The 13,707-nt window shown below is 72.6% G+C and carries 13 protein-coding genes; 8 read left to right on the top strand and 5 right to left on the bottom strand.

What is annotated here, in order from left to right; all coding sequences use genetic code 11:
- The first annotated feature begins 102 nt into the window (after positions 1 to 102).
- A complete protein-coding gene (locus ITJ54_RS06125; RefSeq protein WP_194626605.1) occupies positions 103 to 2,406 on the top strand; it encodes a S8 family serine peptidase in 2,304 nt (767 codons plus the stop codon).
- Between the two features lie 57 nt (positions 2,407 to 2,463).
- On the opposite strand, the gene ITJ54_RS06120 is transcribed toward ITJ54_RS06125, so the two are convergent.
- From ITJ54_RS06120 to ITJ54_RS06100, 5 genes are read right to left on the bottom strand one after another with little or no spacing between them, the layout of a single operon-like run.
- Positions 2,464 to 3,303 (bottom strand): class II fructose-bisphosphate aldolase, encoded by an 840-nt coding sequence (locus tag ITJ54_RS06120; protein ID WP_194626603.1) that lies wholly within the window; start codon positions 3,301 to 3,303, stop codon positions 2,464 to 2,466.
- Complete coding sequence (locus tag ITJ54_RS06115; protein ID WP_194626601.1) at positions 3,300 to 4,253, bottom strand: 1-phosphofructokinase family hexose kinase; 954 nt, start codon at positions 4,251 to 4,253, stop codon at positions 3,300 to 3,302. Before ITJ54_RS06115 ends, ITJ54_RS06120 begins: the two co-directional genes overlap by 4 nt.
- Positions 4,250 to 5,215 carry an N-acetylglucosamine-6-phosphate deacetylase gene (locus tag ITJ54_RS06110; RefSeq protein ID WP_194626599.1) on the bottom strand — a complete coding sequence of 322 codons (966 nt, stop codon included), beginning with the start codon at positions 5,213 to 5,215 and terminating at the stop codon, positions 4,250 to 4,252. The genes ITJ54_RS06115 and ITJ54_RS06110 overlap by 4 nt, the downstream gene beginning before the upstream one ends.
- Entirely contained in the window at positions 5,212 to 6,177 is a 966-nt protein-coding gene (locus ITJ54_RS06105; RefSeq protein ID WP_194626597.1) for an ROK family protein, read from the bottom strand. The genes ITJ54_RS06110 and ITJ54_RS06105 overlap by 4 nt, the downstream gene beginning before the upstream one ends.
- On the bottom strand, positions 6,177 to 7,055 hold the full coding sequence (locus tag ITJ54_RS06100) for an SIS domain-containing protein (protein WP_194626595.1): 879 nt from the start codon (positions 7,053 to 7,055) through the stop codon (positions 6,177 to 6,179). The genes ITJ54_RS06105 and ITJ54_RS06100 overlap by 1 nt, the downstream gene beginning before the upstream one ends.
- A gap of 136 nt (positions 7,056 to 7,191) precedes the next feature.
- On the opposite strand from ITJ54_RS06100, the gene ITJ54_RS06095 reads away from it, so the two are divergent.
- The 7 genes from ITJ54_RS06095 (at position 7,192) to ITJ54_RS06065 (ending at position 13,701) form a co-directional block, all read left to right on the top strand.
- The gene (locus ITJ54_RS06095) at positions 7,192 to 7,980 is read left to right on the top strand and encodes a DeoR/GlpR family DNA-binding transcription regulator (protein WP_194626593.1); all 789 of its coding nucleotides are present in this window, start codon (positions 7,192 to 7,194) and stop codon (positions 7,978 to 7,980) included.
- A gap of 175 nt (positions 7,981 to 8,155) precedes the next feature.
- Positions 8,156 to 9,367, top strand: coding sequence for a Gfo/Idh/MocA family protein (locus ITJ54_RS06090; RefSeq protein WP_194626591.1), 1,212 nt, complete (start codon positions 8,156 to 8,158; stop codon positions 9,365 to 9,367).
- A complete protein-coding gene (locus tag ITJ54_RS06085) occupies positions 9,364 to 10,674 on the top strand; it encodes an ABC transporter substrate-binding protein (protein WP_194626589.1) in 1,311 nt (436 codons plus the stop codon). Before ITJ54_RS06090 ends, ITJ54_RS06085 begins: the two co-directional genes overlap by 4 nt.
- 150 nt (positions 10,675 to 10,824) lie before the next feature.
- The gene (locus tag ITJ54_RS06080; RefSeq protein ID WP_194626587.1) at positions 10,825 to 11,775 is read left to right on the top strand and encodes a carbohydrate ABC transporter permease; all 951 of its coding nucleotides are present in this window, start codon (positions 10,825 to 10,827) and stop codon (positions 11,773 to 11,775) included.
- Positions 11,772 to 12,680, top strand: a complete 909-nt coding sequence (locus tag ITJ54_RS06075; RefSeq protein WP_194626585.1) for a carbohydrate ABC transporter permease — start codon at positions 11,772 to 11,774, stop codon at positions 12,678 to 12,680. Before ITJ54_RS06080 ends, ITJ54_RS06075 begins: the two co-directional genes overlap by 4 nt.
- Before the next feature lie 11 nt (positions 12,681 to 12,691).
- On the top strand, positions 12,692 to 13,477 hold the full coding sequence (locus tag ITJ54_RS18245) for a hypothetical protein (RefSeq protein WP_194626584.1): 786 nt from the start codon (positions 12,692 to 12,694) through the stop codon (positions 13,475 to 13,477).
- A complete protein-coding gene (locus ITJ54_RS06065; protein WP_194626583.1) occupies positions 13,474 to 13,701 on the top strand; it encodes a hypothetical protein in 228 nt (75 codons plus the stop codon). The genes ITJ54_RS18245 and ITJ54_RS06065 overlap by 4 nt, the downstream gene beginning before the upstream one ends.
- The last annotated feature ends 6 nt before the right edge of the window (positions 13,702 to 13,707 follow it).

Raw genomic sequence — 13,707 nt, 5'->3', positions numbered from 1 at the left:
CCCGGGCCTGCACCGCGGGGTAGCGTGCACCGTCCCCCTGACGTCATCGGGGGACCGGCGCCCACGGACCGGGCACCGTCCCGAGTCACGGAGCGACCCCCCATGCCCCCTCGTACCCCGTCCCTGCTGACCGCTGCGGCGATCGTCACGGCGCTCGCCGTCGTCGGTGTCGCCGTCCCGGCCACCAGCGCCTCGGCGACCGCGCCGACACCGGTCCGGGTCGCACCCGAGCACACGCTGCCCACGTCGACGGACCCGACCACGGGCGCGACGCCCGACGGTGAGGTCGTCGACCTGACGGTCGTCCTGCGCCCCACCGACCAGGCCGCACTGCGCGCCCTGCCGACCACGACGACCGGCGCCACGACGGACGAGCGCGCCGACGCCGTCGCCGAGGTCGCACCGGAGACCGACGACCGCGCCACGGTGCGGGCGACGCTCACCGCAGCCGGCTTCACCGTCACGGACCTGGACACCTGGCAGGTCGAGGCCCGCGGCACGGCCGCGCAGGCCGAGGCCGTGTTCGGCGTCGAGCTCCTCGGCACCGGCGACGGGATGCACCCCGCGACCGAACCCGTGCTCTCGGGCGTGCTCGGCGGAGCGGTGACCGGCGTCCTGGGCCTGGACACCCGGCCGGCCGTGTCGCACGCGGCCGTGCCCGCCGGGTACGCACCGGCCGACATCGCGAAGGCGTACGCGTCCTCGACGAGCGCCACCGCCGGCACGGGTGCGACGGTCGCCACCGTGCAGTTCTCCGGCTGGGACCGCAACGACCTGTCCGCCTACGCCGCCGCCGTGGGGCGTCCGGTGCCGGCACTCGACCAGGTCGCCGTGGGCGGCGCCGACGCGCACCGTCCCGACGGCAGCGGCGGGGAGACCGAGGTCGCGCTCGACCAGGAGGCCCTGCTCGCCGTGGCACCGGGAGCTCGCCAGCGCGTCTACGTCGCGCCGAACTCGTTCCAGGGGATGTACCAGGCGTACAGCCAGATCGCGGACGAGGTCGGTCCCGCTGGCATCACCGCGGTGAGCATCTCGTGGGGCGTCTGCGAGTCGCTCATGTCCGGCGGTGCCCGGGCGGCACTCGACGACGCGCTCGACCGGGTCGTCGCCGCCGGCGCGACGGTCTTCGCCGCGACCGGGGACGACGGCGCGCAGTGCCCGACCGGGCCCCGCTCGACGATCCGGGACGTCTCGTACCCGGCGTCCTCGCCCGCCGTGGTCGGTGTCGGTGGGACCACGCTGCGTCGTGCGGGCACGGGCTTCAGCGAGAGCGCGTGGTCGAACACCCTCGGCGCCGGCGGTGGCGGCACCTCGTCGGTGTACCCGCGTCCGGCCTGGCAGACGGGTGCCGGCATCAGCGGCACCAACCGGCTGGTGCCGGACATCGCCGCGGTCGCCGACCCGAACACCGGTCCTGGCATCTACCTCGGCGCGGCGCACGGCTTCGTGTACGGCGGTGGGACGAGCCTGGCCTCGCCGATCGTCGCCGGGCAGCTCGCCTCGGCCCTGTCCGCTCGGGGCTGCGCCGCGGGCGTCGGTGACCTGCACGCCGTCCTGTACGGCAACCCGTCCGCGTTCCGCGACGTGACGACCGGGACCAACGGCACCTGGAAGGCCACGGCCGGCCACGACCTGGCGACCGGCCTCGGCACCCCGCGGTGGTCGACGCTCGGACCGCTCCTGCCCGTCGCGGCCTCGTGCCCGCCGCCGGCCGGACCGTCCGTCGCCGGTGCCGCCGCGACCACGATCACGGCGTCCGGTGCCTCGGTGCCTGCTGGTACCTCGATCCACTCGCCGAACGGGCAGTACTGGCTCGACCTGCAGCGGGACGGCAACCTCGTCGAGTGGGGCAACGGCCGCGTGCTGTGGTCCACGAAGACCTCGGGCGCGGGGAACACCCTGTCGCTCGGCACGAACGGCGTGCTCAGCGTCCGGTCGGGCTCGGGCGCGGTGCTCTGGACCACGACGAAGACCACCGCGGCCGGCACGCCGGTGCTCTCGGTCACGGACGGCGGTGACGTCCGCGTGACGGTCGGCAGCACCGTGCTGTGGCGCAACGGCGCACCCGGGGCCGACCAGCTGGTGACCGGTGCGTCGCTCGTGCAGGGCCAGAGCCTGTGGGACACGACGGGCCACCGGCGGCTCACGGTCCGTGCGGACGGGCAGATGCGCGTGGTGCTCGGCAGCCGGACGGCGCTCGCGGTCAGCGGCCGCGGAGCCGGTGCGTCGCTGCGCATGGAGTCGAACGGCAACCTGGTGCTCTGGGACCGGTTCGGCAAGCAGGCCTGGTCGAGCGGGACGTCCCGTGCCGGTGGTGCGAAGGTCACGCTGCGGATGATGACCAACGGCGACCTGGTGCTGCGGAAGGGCACGACGACGATCTGGCACAGCCGGACCAAGGGGTGACGGACGGCGGCGGCGCGGGGGTCGCGCCGCCGCCGGTGCTCGTCGTGCCGGTGCTCGTCAGGCCGTGGCGAGCAGGGTCAGCAGGCGGCTCGTCTCGGCCGTGATCGCGTCCCGCCCAGCCGACACGTACTTCCGGGGGTCGACCACGTCCGGTCGCTCGTCGAGCACCGCGCGGAGCGCCCGGGTGAACAGCCCGTTCAGGTGCGTGGAGATGTTGACCTTCGTCATGCCCGCGCGGACGGCGCCCTGCAGCTCCTCGTCCGACAGGCCCGACGACCCGTGCAGCACGAGCGGCACCGGGACGGTGTCGCGCAGGCGGGCGACGAGGTCGCGGTCCACCGCGGCCTCTCGCGTCTGCATCGCGTGCGAGGTGCCCACGGCGACGGCCAGGGCGTCGACCCCGGTCGCCGCGACGAATGCCGCCGCGTCGGTCGGGTCGGTGCGGACGCCGGGTGCGTGCACGCCGTCCTTGCCGCCGACCTCGCCCAGCTCGGCCTCGAGCGCGATGCCCGCGCGGTGGCAGCGCTCGGCCAGGACCTTCGTGGCGGCGACGTTGGCGTCGTAGTCCAGGTGCGAGCCGTCGTACATGACCGAGTCGACGCCGAGTGCGATGCCCTCGGCGACCAGGTCGACGTCCTCGATGTGGTCGAGGTGCACGAGGACCTCGACGTCAGCCGCGCGGGCGATCGCCTGGGTCGCGGTCGTGATCGGGGCGAGGCCGCCGTGGTAGCGGACGCAGTTCTCGCTGATCTGCAGGATGACGGGCAGGCCCGCGTGTTCGGCGCCGGCGACGATCGCCTCGGCGTGCTCGAGCAGGACGACGTTGAAGGCGCCGACGCCGTGGCGCGTCGAGCGGGCCGAGTCGAGCAGTCCGGTGAGGGCGAGGTCGATGGTCATGCGGTGCTCCGGGTCGGTTCGGTGTCGGTCAGGAATCGGTGGACGGCAGCGCGGTCGACCTCGCCAGCGACGGGGCGCAGGACGGCGGCGGCGCCGAACGCTGCGGCGGTGCGGAGGGCGGTGGTGAGGTCGGCGGAGTCGACGGCGGCCGGGCGGTCGGGTGCGGGAACGTCCCGGGTGAGCGCCAGCACGAGTCCAGCCGTGGCCGCGTCGCCCGCGCCCGTGGGGTTGCCGGTGACGCCGGGGACGGCTGGTACCTCGACGACCTCGGTCCGGGTGTGGGCAGCGATGCCGTCAGCGCCCCGGGAGACGACGACCATGCCGGCGCCGCGGTCGAGCAGCGCGAGGGCCCCGTCGCGTTCGTCCGGGAATCCGGTGGCCTCGGCGAGCTCCTCGCGGTTGGGCTTGCAGACCGTGACACCGGCATCGGCCGCGGCCAGGAGCGCGGGCCCCGAGCAGTCGGCGACGACGAGCACGCCCGCGGCGACGGCGTCGGCGATCCACGGCGTCACGACCCCGGGCGCAGTGCCGACGGGCAGCGAGCCGGAGACCACGAGGGCCTCGGCGGTCGGGAGCAGCGCCCGGACGGCCTGGTCCACGGGGAGCCAGGCGTCAGGCGGCACGGACGGGCCCGGTTCGCCGAACATCGTCGGGTGCGCGTGGTCGTCGACGACCGTGACCGTGGTGCGGGTCTCGCCGGGGACCGGCACGGCGGTGGCGGCCAGCCCGAGGGCGGCGACGGCGTCCGCGACCCAGGCACCCGCGCTCCCGCCGAGCGGCAGGACCGAGTGCGTCTCGACGCCCTCGCCCGCCAGGACCCGCGCGACGTTGAGGCCCTTGCCACCCGGCAGCCGGTCGACGGACCGCACGCGCTGGGTCGTGCCGACGCGCTGCTCGTCGACCCGGTAGGTGACGTCGACGGCCGGGTTCGGGGTGACGACGACGATCATGCGGACACCTCGGTGTGTGGGCGGACACTGGCGGTGGTCGTGTCGACCACGATGCGGGCGGGGCTCGCCGGCAGCCCGAGGAGCGCCAGCGCCCGTCCGGAGCTCGCGGCCACGGCCTCGTCCAGCGACGTCCCCGCCGCCAGCAGGCGCAGGAACCCGTCGAGCACCGTGCTCGTGCTGCCCGCCAGGGACGACCCGTCGGCGAGCATGGCGACCCCGTCGGACACGACGACGTCCGACCCGGCGATCCGGTACCGTCCGTCGTCGCAGCCGGTGGCCGCCATCGCGTCGGACACCAGGACCATCCGGCCCCCGGTGCTGCGGCGGACCAGGTCCACGGTGACGTCGTCGAGGTGGTGTCCGTCGACGATCGCCTCGACGTGCAGGCGCGGGTCGGTCAGGGCGACCCCGACCGGACCGGGCGCGCGGTGGTGCAGCGGCGGCATGCCGTTGAAGACGTGGGAGACGAGCCGGGCGCCGGCGTCGACCGCGCGGGTCACGGTGTCGGCGTCGGCGTCGGTGTGGCCGATCGCGACGACGACCCCCGCCGCGGTCAGGCGTGCGACGGCGTCGAGGGCACCCGGCAGCTCCGGGGCGAGCGTCACGACGCGGAGCGTGCCGGCGGCGGCGTCGAGGTACGTGTCGACCTCCGCCGGGGTCGGGGCGTGCAGGAGCTCGGCGGCGTGCGCACCGCGGCGGGCCGGCGACAACCAGGGCCCTTCGAGGTGCAGACCGGCGAGCACGCCCTCGTCGACGAGTGGTCCGAGCCGCCGGAGTGCGGCCACGGTGGCGTCGGGCGTCCCGGTGGCGATCGAGGCCACCATCGTGGTGGTGCCGCGGCTGGCGTGGTGGGCGACGGCGGCACGGGCCTGGTCGGCGGAGCAGCTGGCGAAGTCGTGGCCGAGGGCTCCGTGGACGTGCAGGTCGACGAACCCGGGGACGACGAGGTCGCGGGCGGTCATGCCGGACCGCCCGTGGGGTTCCCGACCACCGCGAGCGTGTCGAGGAGGTCCCGCGCGAGCAGCCCGGCACCGATGGCCCCGGCGGCGTCGCCGTGCCGCGCGGGCAGGAGCGTCGGCGGTCGGAGTCCGACGAGCCGGTCGGCCACGGCTGTGCGGAGCGGGTCGAGCAGCATCGCGCCGGACTCGGCCAGGCCGCCACCGACGACGACGGCGTGACAGCCGGCCACGGCGGTGATCCAGGCGATCGCCTCGCCGAGCACGTCGACGCACTCGTGCCACACGGCGGTCGCCACCGGGTCGCCCTGCTGGACGCGGAGCATCGCCGCGTGGGCGGACGCCGTCCCGGCACGGCGGGCGACGGCCCCCGCGGAGGCGATCTCCTCGACGCGGAGTCCGGCGTGCGGACCGTGCTGGATGCGCACCTGTCCGATCTCGCCGGCCCACCCGCCGCCGGACACGACCGCGCCGTCGACGACCAGGGCGCTGGCGAGCCCGGTGCCGACGGGCACGAAGCCCACGGACCCGCGGTCGAGGGGCTGGGACGCGCCAGCCAGGGGACGTGTCTCGGCGAGGGCACCGGCGCGGACGTCGTGGCCGAACGCCACCGGGACGTCGACACCGCGGGCGGCGAGTGCTGCGTGGATGCGGGAACGGACGGGGACGCCCTGCCAGCCGAGGTTCACGGCGAGCACGGACACCCCGGTGGCCTCGTCGACGACCCCGGGCACGACGACCCCGACGGCGTCGAGCCCGGCGTCGACGGCGACCCCACCGGAGTGCGCCGCGCCGACCGCGGTGGCCGCCAGCTCGGCGACCACCGCGGCGAGCTGCACGGCGTCGGGGTCGGCACGCGGGGTCGGGACGCGGTGCTCGCCGAGCACCGTGCCCGCCGCGTCGGTGAGCCGGGCCTTGATGCCCGTGCCGCCGACGTCGACCCCGAGCACCAGCCCCGTCGAGCGCATCAGGTGAGGATGACCGAACGGGTCAGCGACCGCGGGTGGTCCGGGTCGAGACCGCGGCGCTCGGCCAGGGCGACGGCGAACCGGTGCACGACGACGAGCCCGGCGATCGGGTCGAGCTCGTGCCGGACGAAGCGGGCACCGGTGGCGGCGACCTCGTCCTCGAGGCCCTCGGGCGACTCGCCGAGCGACCAGACCAGACGGCCCGGCTGCGCGATGGCGATCGGCCCGTGGCGGTAGTCCATCGCCGGGTACGACTCGGCCCAGAACTGCGCGGCCTCGCGCGTCTTGAGCGCTGCCTCGAACGTCAGGCCCACGGCGGTACCGCGGCCGACGAAGGACACCTGCTCGGCGTCGAGCAGGTCGTCGATCGGGAGCGTGAGCGCCGTCTCCGCCTGGGCGGCGAGGGCGTCGACGTCGTCGCCGATCGACGCGCGCAGCAGTGCGAGCGTCGTGGTGGCGAAGCGGGTCTGCACGACGCTGCGCTCGTCGGCGAACGGCAGGGCGATGACGTCGTCGGCCTCGGCGGCCGCGGGGCTGTCGGCGACCGCGGTGATGAGCACGGTGCGCTGGGTCGGCAGTGCGGCGAGCAGCGAGACGATCTCCGTCGTCGTGCCCGAACGGCTGATGGTGACGACGCGGTCGTACTCGCGACCGGTCGGGTACTCCGAGCCGGCGAAGGCGTCGGTGACGCCGAGCCCGGCCTGCTCACGGGCGACGGCGTAGCTCATGGCGATGAACCAGCTGGTGCCGCAGCCGACGACGGCCACGCGCTCGCCGGGCTGGGGGAGGGAGTCGACGAACGAGGGCAGCAGGGCCGCAGCAGCGCGCCACGTCTCCGGCTGCGACGCGAGCTCTTCGCTCACGAAGGTGTCGGTCATGAGGGCCTTCCGATCCGTGAGTCGATCCGGGATGATCGACGTGGTTGGGAGCATAGCGAGCGATCGTGCTCGAAGCGAGGGCAAAACGTCATTTCCGATCAAGACCGGTGGTTCTGCCGCCCGTAGGATGGCCCCCATGACTCCGCAACAGCGGCTCAACGCCCTGCTCGAACTCGTGAGCAACCGGGGCAACGTGTCGATCTCCGAGATCGGCGACGTGCTCGGGATCTCGGCGGCGACCGCCCGCCGCGACCTCGCCACGCTCGCCGACCAGCGCCTCGTCACGCGCACCCACGGCGGGGCCGCTGCGCTGGGTGCCGGCTACGAGCTGCCGCTGCAGTACAAGATCGCCCGCCAGGCCGAGGCGAAGACCGCCATCGCCCGGGCCACGGCCGCCCTCGTGGCGCCCGGCGACACCGTCGGCCTGAACGGCGGCACGACGACGACCGAGGTGGCGCGGGAGCTCGGCAAGAGCGAGCGCTTCATCCGTGCCGACGGCGAGTACGGCATCACGATCGTCACGAACGCGCTCAACATCGGGTACGAGCTGTCCGTCCGGGCCAACGTCAAGATCGTGGTCACCGGGGGCGTCGCGCGGCGCCAGTCCTACGAGCTCATCGGCCCGCTGGTGCGCGACACCCTCGACGAGTTCGCGTTGGACGTCGTCGTCCTCGGGGTCGACGGCCTGACCGGGCAGTACGGCGCCACCACCATGCACGAGGGCGAGGCCGAGGTGAGCCGCCACTTCGCCTCCGTCGGCCGACGGGTGATCGTCGTGGCCGACTCCACCAAGGTCGAGCGCTCCACGTTCGCGCGGATCTGCCCGCTCGACCGGATCGACGTGCTCGTGACGGACCAGCCGGTCCCGCCGGCGTTCGCGACCGACCTGGCCGCCGCCGGGGTGGAGCTCGTCGTCGCGGACTGACACCGGGCCTCCCGGCTCGCTCGCGCTGCGGCGCCCTGGCGCGCGCTGTCGCGCCGCGGACGTTACCGGCGTGTTAAACCCTTGCATCTCGCTTCCGTGAGCGATCTGTGATCGCATATTGTGCATCCATGATCGATTTGGCATCATTGCCGTCACAATCACGCAAGGGAGCGAGATGACCGTCAACACGAACGAAGGCCTCCGCGTCGCGGTGATCGGGATGGGTCAGCGGTCGTACATCGCCCGTCACGTCGCCGACGCGGTCGCGTCCGCATCCGACCTGGAGGCCCGCATCACGGCCGTCGTGGACGTCACCGCCGCAGGGCGGGAGCGCGGCCATGCCGAGTACCCCGACGCGCAGGTGGTGGAGGACCACCGGGCCCTGGCAGGGCTCGTGGACGCCGCGATCGTCACCACGCCGGACTGGACCCACGCCGAGATCGCGACCGACCTGCTCCGCGCGGGCATCGCCGTCTACCTCGAGAAGCCCCTCGCCATCACGGTCGAGGACGCCGACGCGGTGCTCAACACGGCCGCCGAGACCGGCACCCCGCTCTACGTCGGGCACAACTTCCGGCACGCCGCCGTGGTGCGCCTGATGCGCCAGGTCATCGAGCGCGGCGAGATCGGCGAGGTCAAGGCCGTCTGGGTCCGCCACTTCGTCGGCAACGGCGGCGACTACTACTTCAAGGACTGGCACGCCGACCGCACCAAGGTCAACTCGCTGCTCCTGCAGAAGGCCAGCCACGACCTCGACGTGATCCACGCCCTCGCCGGCGGCTACACCAGCCGCGTCGTGGGCATGGGCTCGCTGTCGGTCTACGGCGACGTGACCGACCGCCGCGACCGCAGCGACGAGCTGATGACCGACTGGTTCTCGTTCGACAACTGGCCGCCGGCCGAGCAGACCGGACTCAACCCCGTCGTCGACGTCGAGGACGTCTCGATGGTGATGATGACGCTCGACAACGGCGTGCAGGCCAGCTACGAGCAGTGCCACTTCACGCCGGACTACTGGCGGAACTACACCGTGATCGGCACGCACGGGCGCCTCGAGAACATCGGTGACACCGGTGGCGGCGTGGTCAAGGTCTGGAACCACCGACGCAACTGGGACGTCCAGGGCGACGTCGAGTACCCGATCGACGGGGTCGAGGACGGCCACAGCGACGCCGACCTGCTCACGATGACCGAGTTCCTGCGCGCCGTCGCCCTCGGTGAACCGACCACCCTGTCGCCCGTCGCGGCACGCGCAGCGGTCGCCGCCGGCGCCCTCGCCACCCGGTCGCTCCGCAACGGCTCCGAGCCGATCGACGTCCCCACGCTGCCCGAGGCGACCCTCCGGCACTTCGCGACCACCTCCGTTCCCGAAAGGACCACCCGATGACCGCTCCCACCGCCCGCACGGGCCGCGGCCGACGCCGCGCACTGCTCGGTCTCGCCGCCGCCGTCAGCGCCGTCGCGCTGCTCGCCGGCTGCAGCACCTCGTCCTCCGGCAGCTCCGGGGGTTCCGGCGAGGTCGCGAAGGACACCAAGGCCGACCTGACGTACGCCGTCTGGGACCAGAACCAGGTGAAGGCGATCAAGGCCAACATCAAGGGCTTCAACGAGAAGTACCCGGACATCAAGGTCAACGTCGACGTCACCCCGTACGCCAGCTACTTCACGAAGCTGCAGACGCAGGGCTCGAGCAACACGCTGCCCGACCTGTTCTGGATGAACGGCCCGAACTTCCAGCTGTACGCAGGCAACGGCAAGCTCGCCCCGATCACCGACGAGGTCAAGTCCGGTGCGATCGACCCCAAGAACTACTCCTCGGCGCTCAACAAGCTCTACACGTACGACGGCAAGCAGTACGGCGTCCCGAAGGACTTCGACACCATCGGCGTGTGGATGAACAAGTCGCTGTTCGAGCAGGCCGGCGTCCCGATGCCGTCGAAGGACTGGACCTGGGACGACTTCCAGAAGACCGGTGCCGAGCTCTCCGCGAAGCTGAAGGGCCAGGGCGCCTACGGTGCCGCCGCGGGCATGGACGGCCAGACCACGTACTACGACACGATCTTCCAGGCCGGCGGGTCCGTCATCGACGGCAAGCAGTCGGAGTACGACTCGAAGGCCGCCGAGGCCGGGCTGGCCTACTGGACCGACCTCATCAAGTCCGGTGCATCGCCCACGATGCAGCAGCTGACCGACACCACCGCTGACCAGTGGTTCACCTCCGGCAAGGTCGCGATGTACCAGGGCGGCAGCTGGTTCCGCTCCGCGCTGATCGGCACCGACATCGAGAAGGACGTCGTCGCCTACCCGCTGCCGAAGGGCAAGGAGCAGGCCACGGTCATCCACGGCGTCTCGAACGTCGTGGCCGAGGCCTCGAAGAACAAGGCCGCCGCGCAGGCACTGCAGGCCTACATGGCGTCGAAGCCCGCCCAGCAGCAGCAGGGCGACATGGGCGCGATCATCCCCGCCTACACCGGGACGCAGGACGCCTTCACGAAGACCATGCCGGACGCCGACCTGCAGGTCTTCCTCGACGCGGTGAAGTACGCCAAGCCGCTGCCGGTGTCGAAGAACACCGCCGCGTGGAACACCCTCGAGACGAACCTGCTCCCGAGCGCGTTCGACGGTTCGAAGCCGGTGGACCAGGTCGCGAAGCAGCTGGCCACCAAGATGGACGCGGCACTCGCCAAGGAGTGACGGCACCGGTCGACCGGCCGGGCCTGATCCCCGGCCGGTCGACCGTCCCGCGTCCCACGTCCCCCGGGTCCACCCGCGGGTGACGACCCACTGCCTGCGACGACCCACCCGCAGCACCCGATCCGACCGCCCTGGCCGAGGAGCGACCCGATGACGACCACCACCCAGAACCGTGACGCCGCACAGGCGTCCCCGCCCCCGACGACTCCGGACGCCCGCCGCGCAGGTGCCCCGCGCACCGACGGCTTCTGGCCGTGGCTGTTCGTCCTGCCGCTGCTCATCGGCGTCGGCACGTTCTTCATCTGGCCGATCATCCAGACGTTCTACTACTCGTTCACCAGCTGGGGGGTGTTCGGCGGGTCGAGCTTCACCGGCATCGCGAACTACGTCCGCCTGGTCTCCGACCCGCAGCTCTACCAGTCGCTGCTCAACACGGTCATCTACACGGTGATCGTCCTGCTCGGCATCCCGATCGCGGTGTGGCTCGCGAGCCTGCTGAACACCCCGGGTCTGCGCTTCGCCCAGTTCTACCGCGTGCTCTTCTTCCTGCCCTACGTGGCGATGCCGGCCGCGATCGCTCTGGTGTGGCGCATCATGTTCAACGGTGACTTCGGCATCGTGAACTCGTTCCTCGGCCTGTTCGGCATCCAGGGCCCGTACTGGATCTCCACCCCGGGCTTCGCGCTCGTCGCCGTCTCCCTGGTCGGGCTGTGGTCGTCCCTCGGCTTCTCGATGATCATCCTCGGCGCCGGTCTCAAGGACATCCCGCCGGAGCTGTACGAAGCGGCCGAGCTCGACGGAGCCAGCCGGTGGCGCCAGTTCCACTCGGTGACCGTGCCGCTCCTCAGCCCGAGCATCTTCTTCGTGCTCATCGTCACGACGATCTCGAGTTTCCAGCTGTTCGACCTGCTCTACGCGATCCTCGGCCCGCTGAACCCGGTGATCCCGAAGACGATGTCCCTCGTCTTCTACTTCTACAACTCCGGGTTCGTCGACGGTGACAAGGGCTTCGCGGCCGCGATCGCGATGGTCATCTTCCTGCTGATCGGCATCATCACGGTCATCCAGTTCCGCGTCCAGAAGAAGTGGGTCCAGTCATGACCGGCATCATCGCCGCCACCGGCACCAAGGCCGCCGTCGCCACCAAGGCGTCCAGCCGCACCAGGACCCGCACCCGCTCCGGCCCCCGTCGGCGGCAGGGCAGCCACTGGTGGATCCACGTCGTGCTCGGCGTCGGCGGGTTCGTCATGGCGTTCCCGTTCATCTGGCAGATCATCATGGCGCTGTCGACCAACGCGCAGGTGACCTCGCCGACGCCGGTGTTCTGGCCGGGGCAGCTGCAGTGGCAGAACTTCGCGCAGGTGTTCGAGCGGCTGCCGTTCCTCAGCCAGCTCGCGACGAGCGTCTGGGTCACGCTGATCCGCACCGTCGTGCAGATCATCCTCTGCACCTTCGCCGGCTACGCCTTCGCGCGCATGCGGTTCAAGGGCCGGGGGCTCATCCTCGGGATCGTGCTGTCGATCCTGCTGGTGCCGTCGCAGGTGTACCTGATCTCGCAGTACCAGATCGTGCAGGGCCTCGGCTGGCTCGACACCCTCGCCGGGATCGTCGCGCCGGGCCTGTTCAGCGCGTTCGGCACCTTCCTGATGCGGACGGCGTTCCTGAACATGCCGGCCGAGCTCGAGGAGGCCGCCCGCATGGACGGCGCGAACCCGTTCCAGACGTTCTGGCGGATCATGCTGCCCCTGGCGCGGCCGTCGATGAGCGTCCTCGCGATCACCACCGTGCTCTGGTCGTGGAACGAACTGCTCTGGCCCCTCGTGGTGTCCACCCGCGCCGAGTCGATGCCCCTGGCCGCCGGGCTCGCGACGCTGTCGAGCGACCGGACCGTCAACTACCCGGTGCTGATGGCCGCCAGCCTGATGGCGATGGCGCCGGTGCTGATCATGTTCATCGTGCTCCAGCGTCGCGTGATCGACGGGCTCGCCTCGTCCGGACTGAAGTAGGGACGGGACCGGTGGCGGACACGTCCAGCCTGGAGGCCCTCCCCGCCTCCGTCACGCTCCTCGCGGCCGCCGTCGGTTCCGACCAGGACCCCGACGAGACCGCGCAGGCGCTCGCCGCGAGCGTCGCGCACGCCCCGGCGGCCGAGCAGGACGAGCTCGGGTTCGCCGCGGTCCTCGCGGTCCTGCCGACGACCCGCGCGTGGCTCGTCGCCCACGGGCTGACGGCAGCGCAGGCGGACGCGAGCATCGCGGACGTGCCCCGGAAGCGTGACCGGTACGGGATCACCGGCACCGGGATGGGCTGGTTCTGCGGGATCGTGACCGGGCGCGTGGTGGCCGTGGGGCGCCTCCAGTTCGAGGTCGGCACCCACCTGCCCGACGGCACGCCCGCGTGGGGCGTGCACGTCCCCGAGACCGGCCCGCTCGACCCGGAGGCCTGCGCGCAGTCGTTCGCCGCCGCGCCGGACGTGCTCCGTCGGCTGGCGCCCGAGCACGAGGCGACCGTGTGGAGCTGCCGCTCCTGGACCCTCGACCCGGGGCTCGCGACCGCGCTCGGGCCCGAGGCCAACCTGGTCCGGTTCGCCGAGCGCTTCGCCCTGCTGCCGCCCGAGCCGCACGACGAGGAGGAGGGCGACGACAGCGCCGCCAAGTTCGTCTTCGGCACCGACCTCGACGCCGCTCGGCGCGCCGTCCCGCGCGGCCGCGTGCAGACCGCGGTGCACGAGCGGTGGGCGGCCGGCGGGCACTGGACGGAACGCACCGGCACCGCGCCCGTCGGGGTACCGTCCTCGGCATGAGCGAAGCGGACCGCGACCACCTCGACGACGGCGTCGACATGACCTTCGACGAGCGGCGACACGACACCCTGCGCCGGATGTCCGGGTCGGATGCCCACGACGAGGCCCCCCGTGTCGAGGTCGATGAACTCGACGACGGCACCGTGCGCATCGACGTCGCGGACAGCGCTGCCGTCCGCCCGGGCGACCCCGACGGCCACGCCGCGGAGCACCCGGGACGCTGACGACGG

Source organism: Curtobacterium sp. VKM Ac-2865 (assembly GCF_015350905.1).
GTDB lineage: Bacteria > Actinomycetota > Actinomycetes > Actinomycetales > Microbacteriaceae > Curtobacterium.
Note: the sequence above shows the minus strand (reverse complement) of the source record. Positions and strands in the feature narration are given on the sequence as shown.

What these genes read in the sequence shown, in the direction of transcription:
- ITJ54_RS06115 (WP_194626601.1), bottom strand. Translation starts at nt 4,253, where the DNA reads ATGATCGTCGTCGTCACCCCGAACCCGGCCGTCGACGTCACCTACCGG.
- ITJ54_RS06095 (WP_194626593.1), top strand. Translation starts at nt 7,192, where the DNA reads ATGACTCCGCAACAGCGGCTCAACGCCCTGCTCGAACTCGTGAGCAAC.
- ITJ54_RS06065 (WP_194626583.1), top strand. Translation starts at nt 13,474, where the DNA reads ATGAGCGAAGCGGACCGCGACCACCTCGACGACGGCGTCGACATGACC.
- ITJ54_RS06080 (WP_194626587.1), top strand. Translation starts at nt 10,825, where the DNA reads ATGACGACCACCACCCAGAACCGTGACGCCGCACAGGCGTCCCCGCCC.
- ITJ54_RS06120 (WP_194626603.1), bottom strand. Translation starts at nt 3,303, where the DNA reads ATGACCATCGACCTCGCCCTCACCGGACTGCTCGACTCGGCCCGCTCG.
- ITJ54_RS06075 (WP_194626585.1), top strand. Translation starts at nt 11,772, where the DNA reads ATGACCGGCATCATCGCCGCCACCGGCACCAAGGCCGCCGTCGCCACC.
- ITJ54_RS06100 (WP_194626595.1), bottom strand. Translation starts at nt 7,055, where the DNA reads ATGACCGACACCTTCGTGAGCGAAGAGCTCGCGTCGCAGCCGGAGACG.
- ITJ54_RS06110 (WP_194626599.1), bottom strand. Translation starts at nt 5,215, where the DNA reads ATGACCGCCCGCGACCTCGTCGTCCCCGGGTTCGTCGACCTGCACGTC.
- ITJ54_RS06090 (WP_194626591.1), top strand. Translation starts at nt 8,156, where the DNA reads ATGACCGTCAACACGAACGAAGGCCTCCGCGTCGCGGTGATCGGGATG.
- ITJ54_RS06085 (WP_194626589.1), top strand. Translation starts at nt 9,364, where the DNA reads ATGACCGCTCCCACCGCCCGCACGGGCCGCGGCCGACGCCGCGCACTG.
- ITJ54_RS06105 (WP_194626597.1), bottom strand. Translation starts at nt 6,177, where the DNA reads ATGCGCTCGACGGGGCTGGTGCTCGGGGTCGACGTCGGCGGCACGGGC.
- ITJ54_RS06125 (WP_194626605.1), top strand. Translation starts at nt 103, where the DNA reads ATGCCCCCTCGTACCCCGTCCCTGCTGACCGCTGCGGCGATCGTCACG.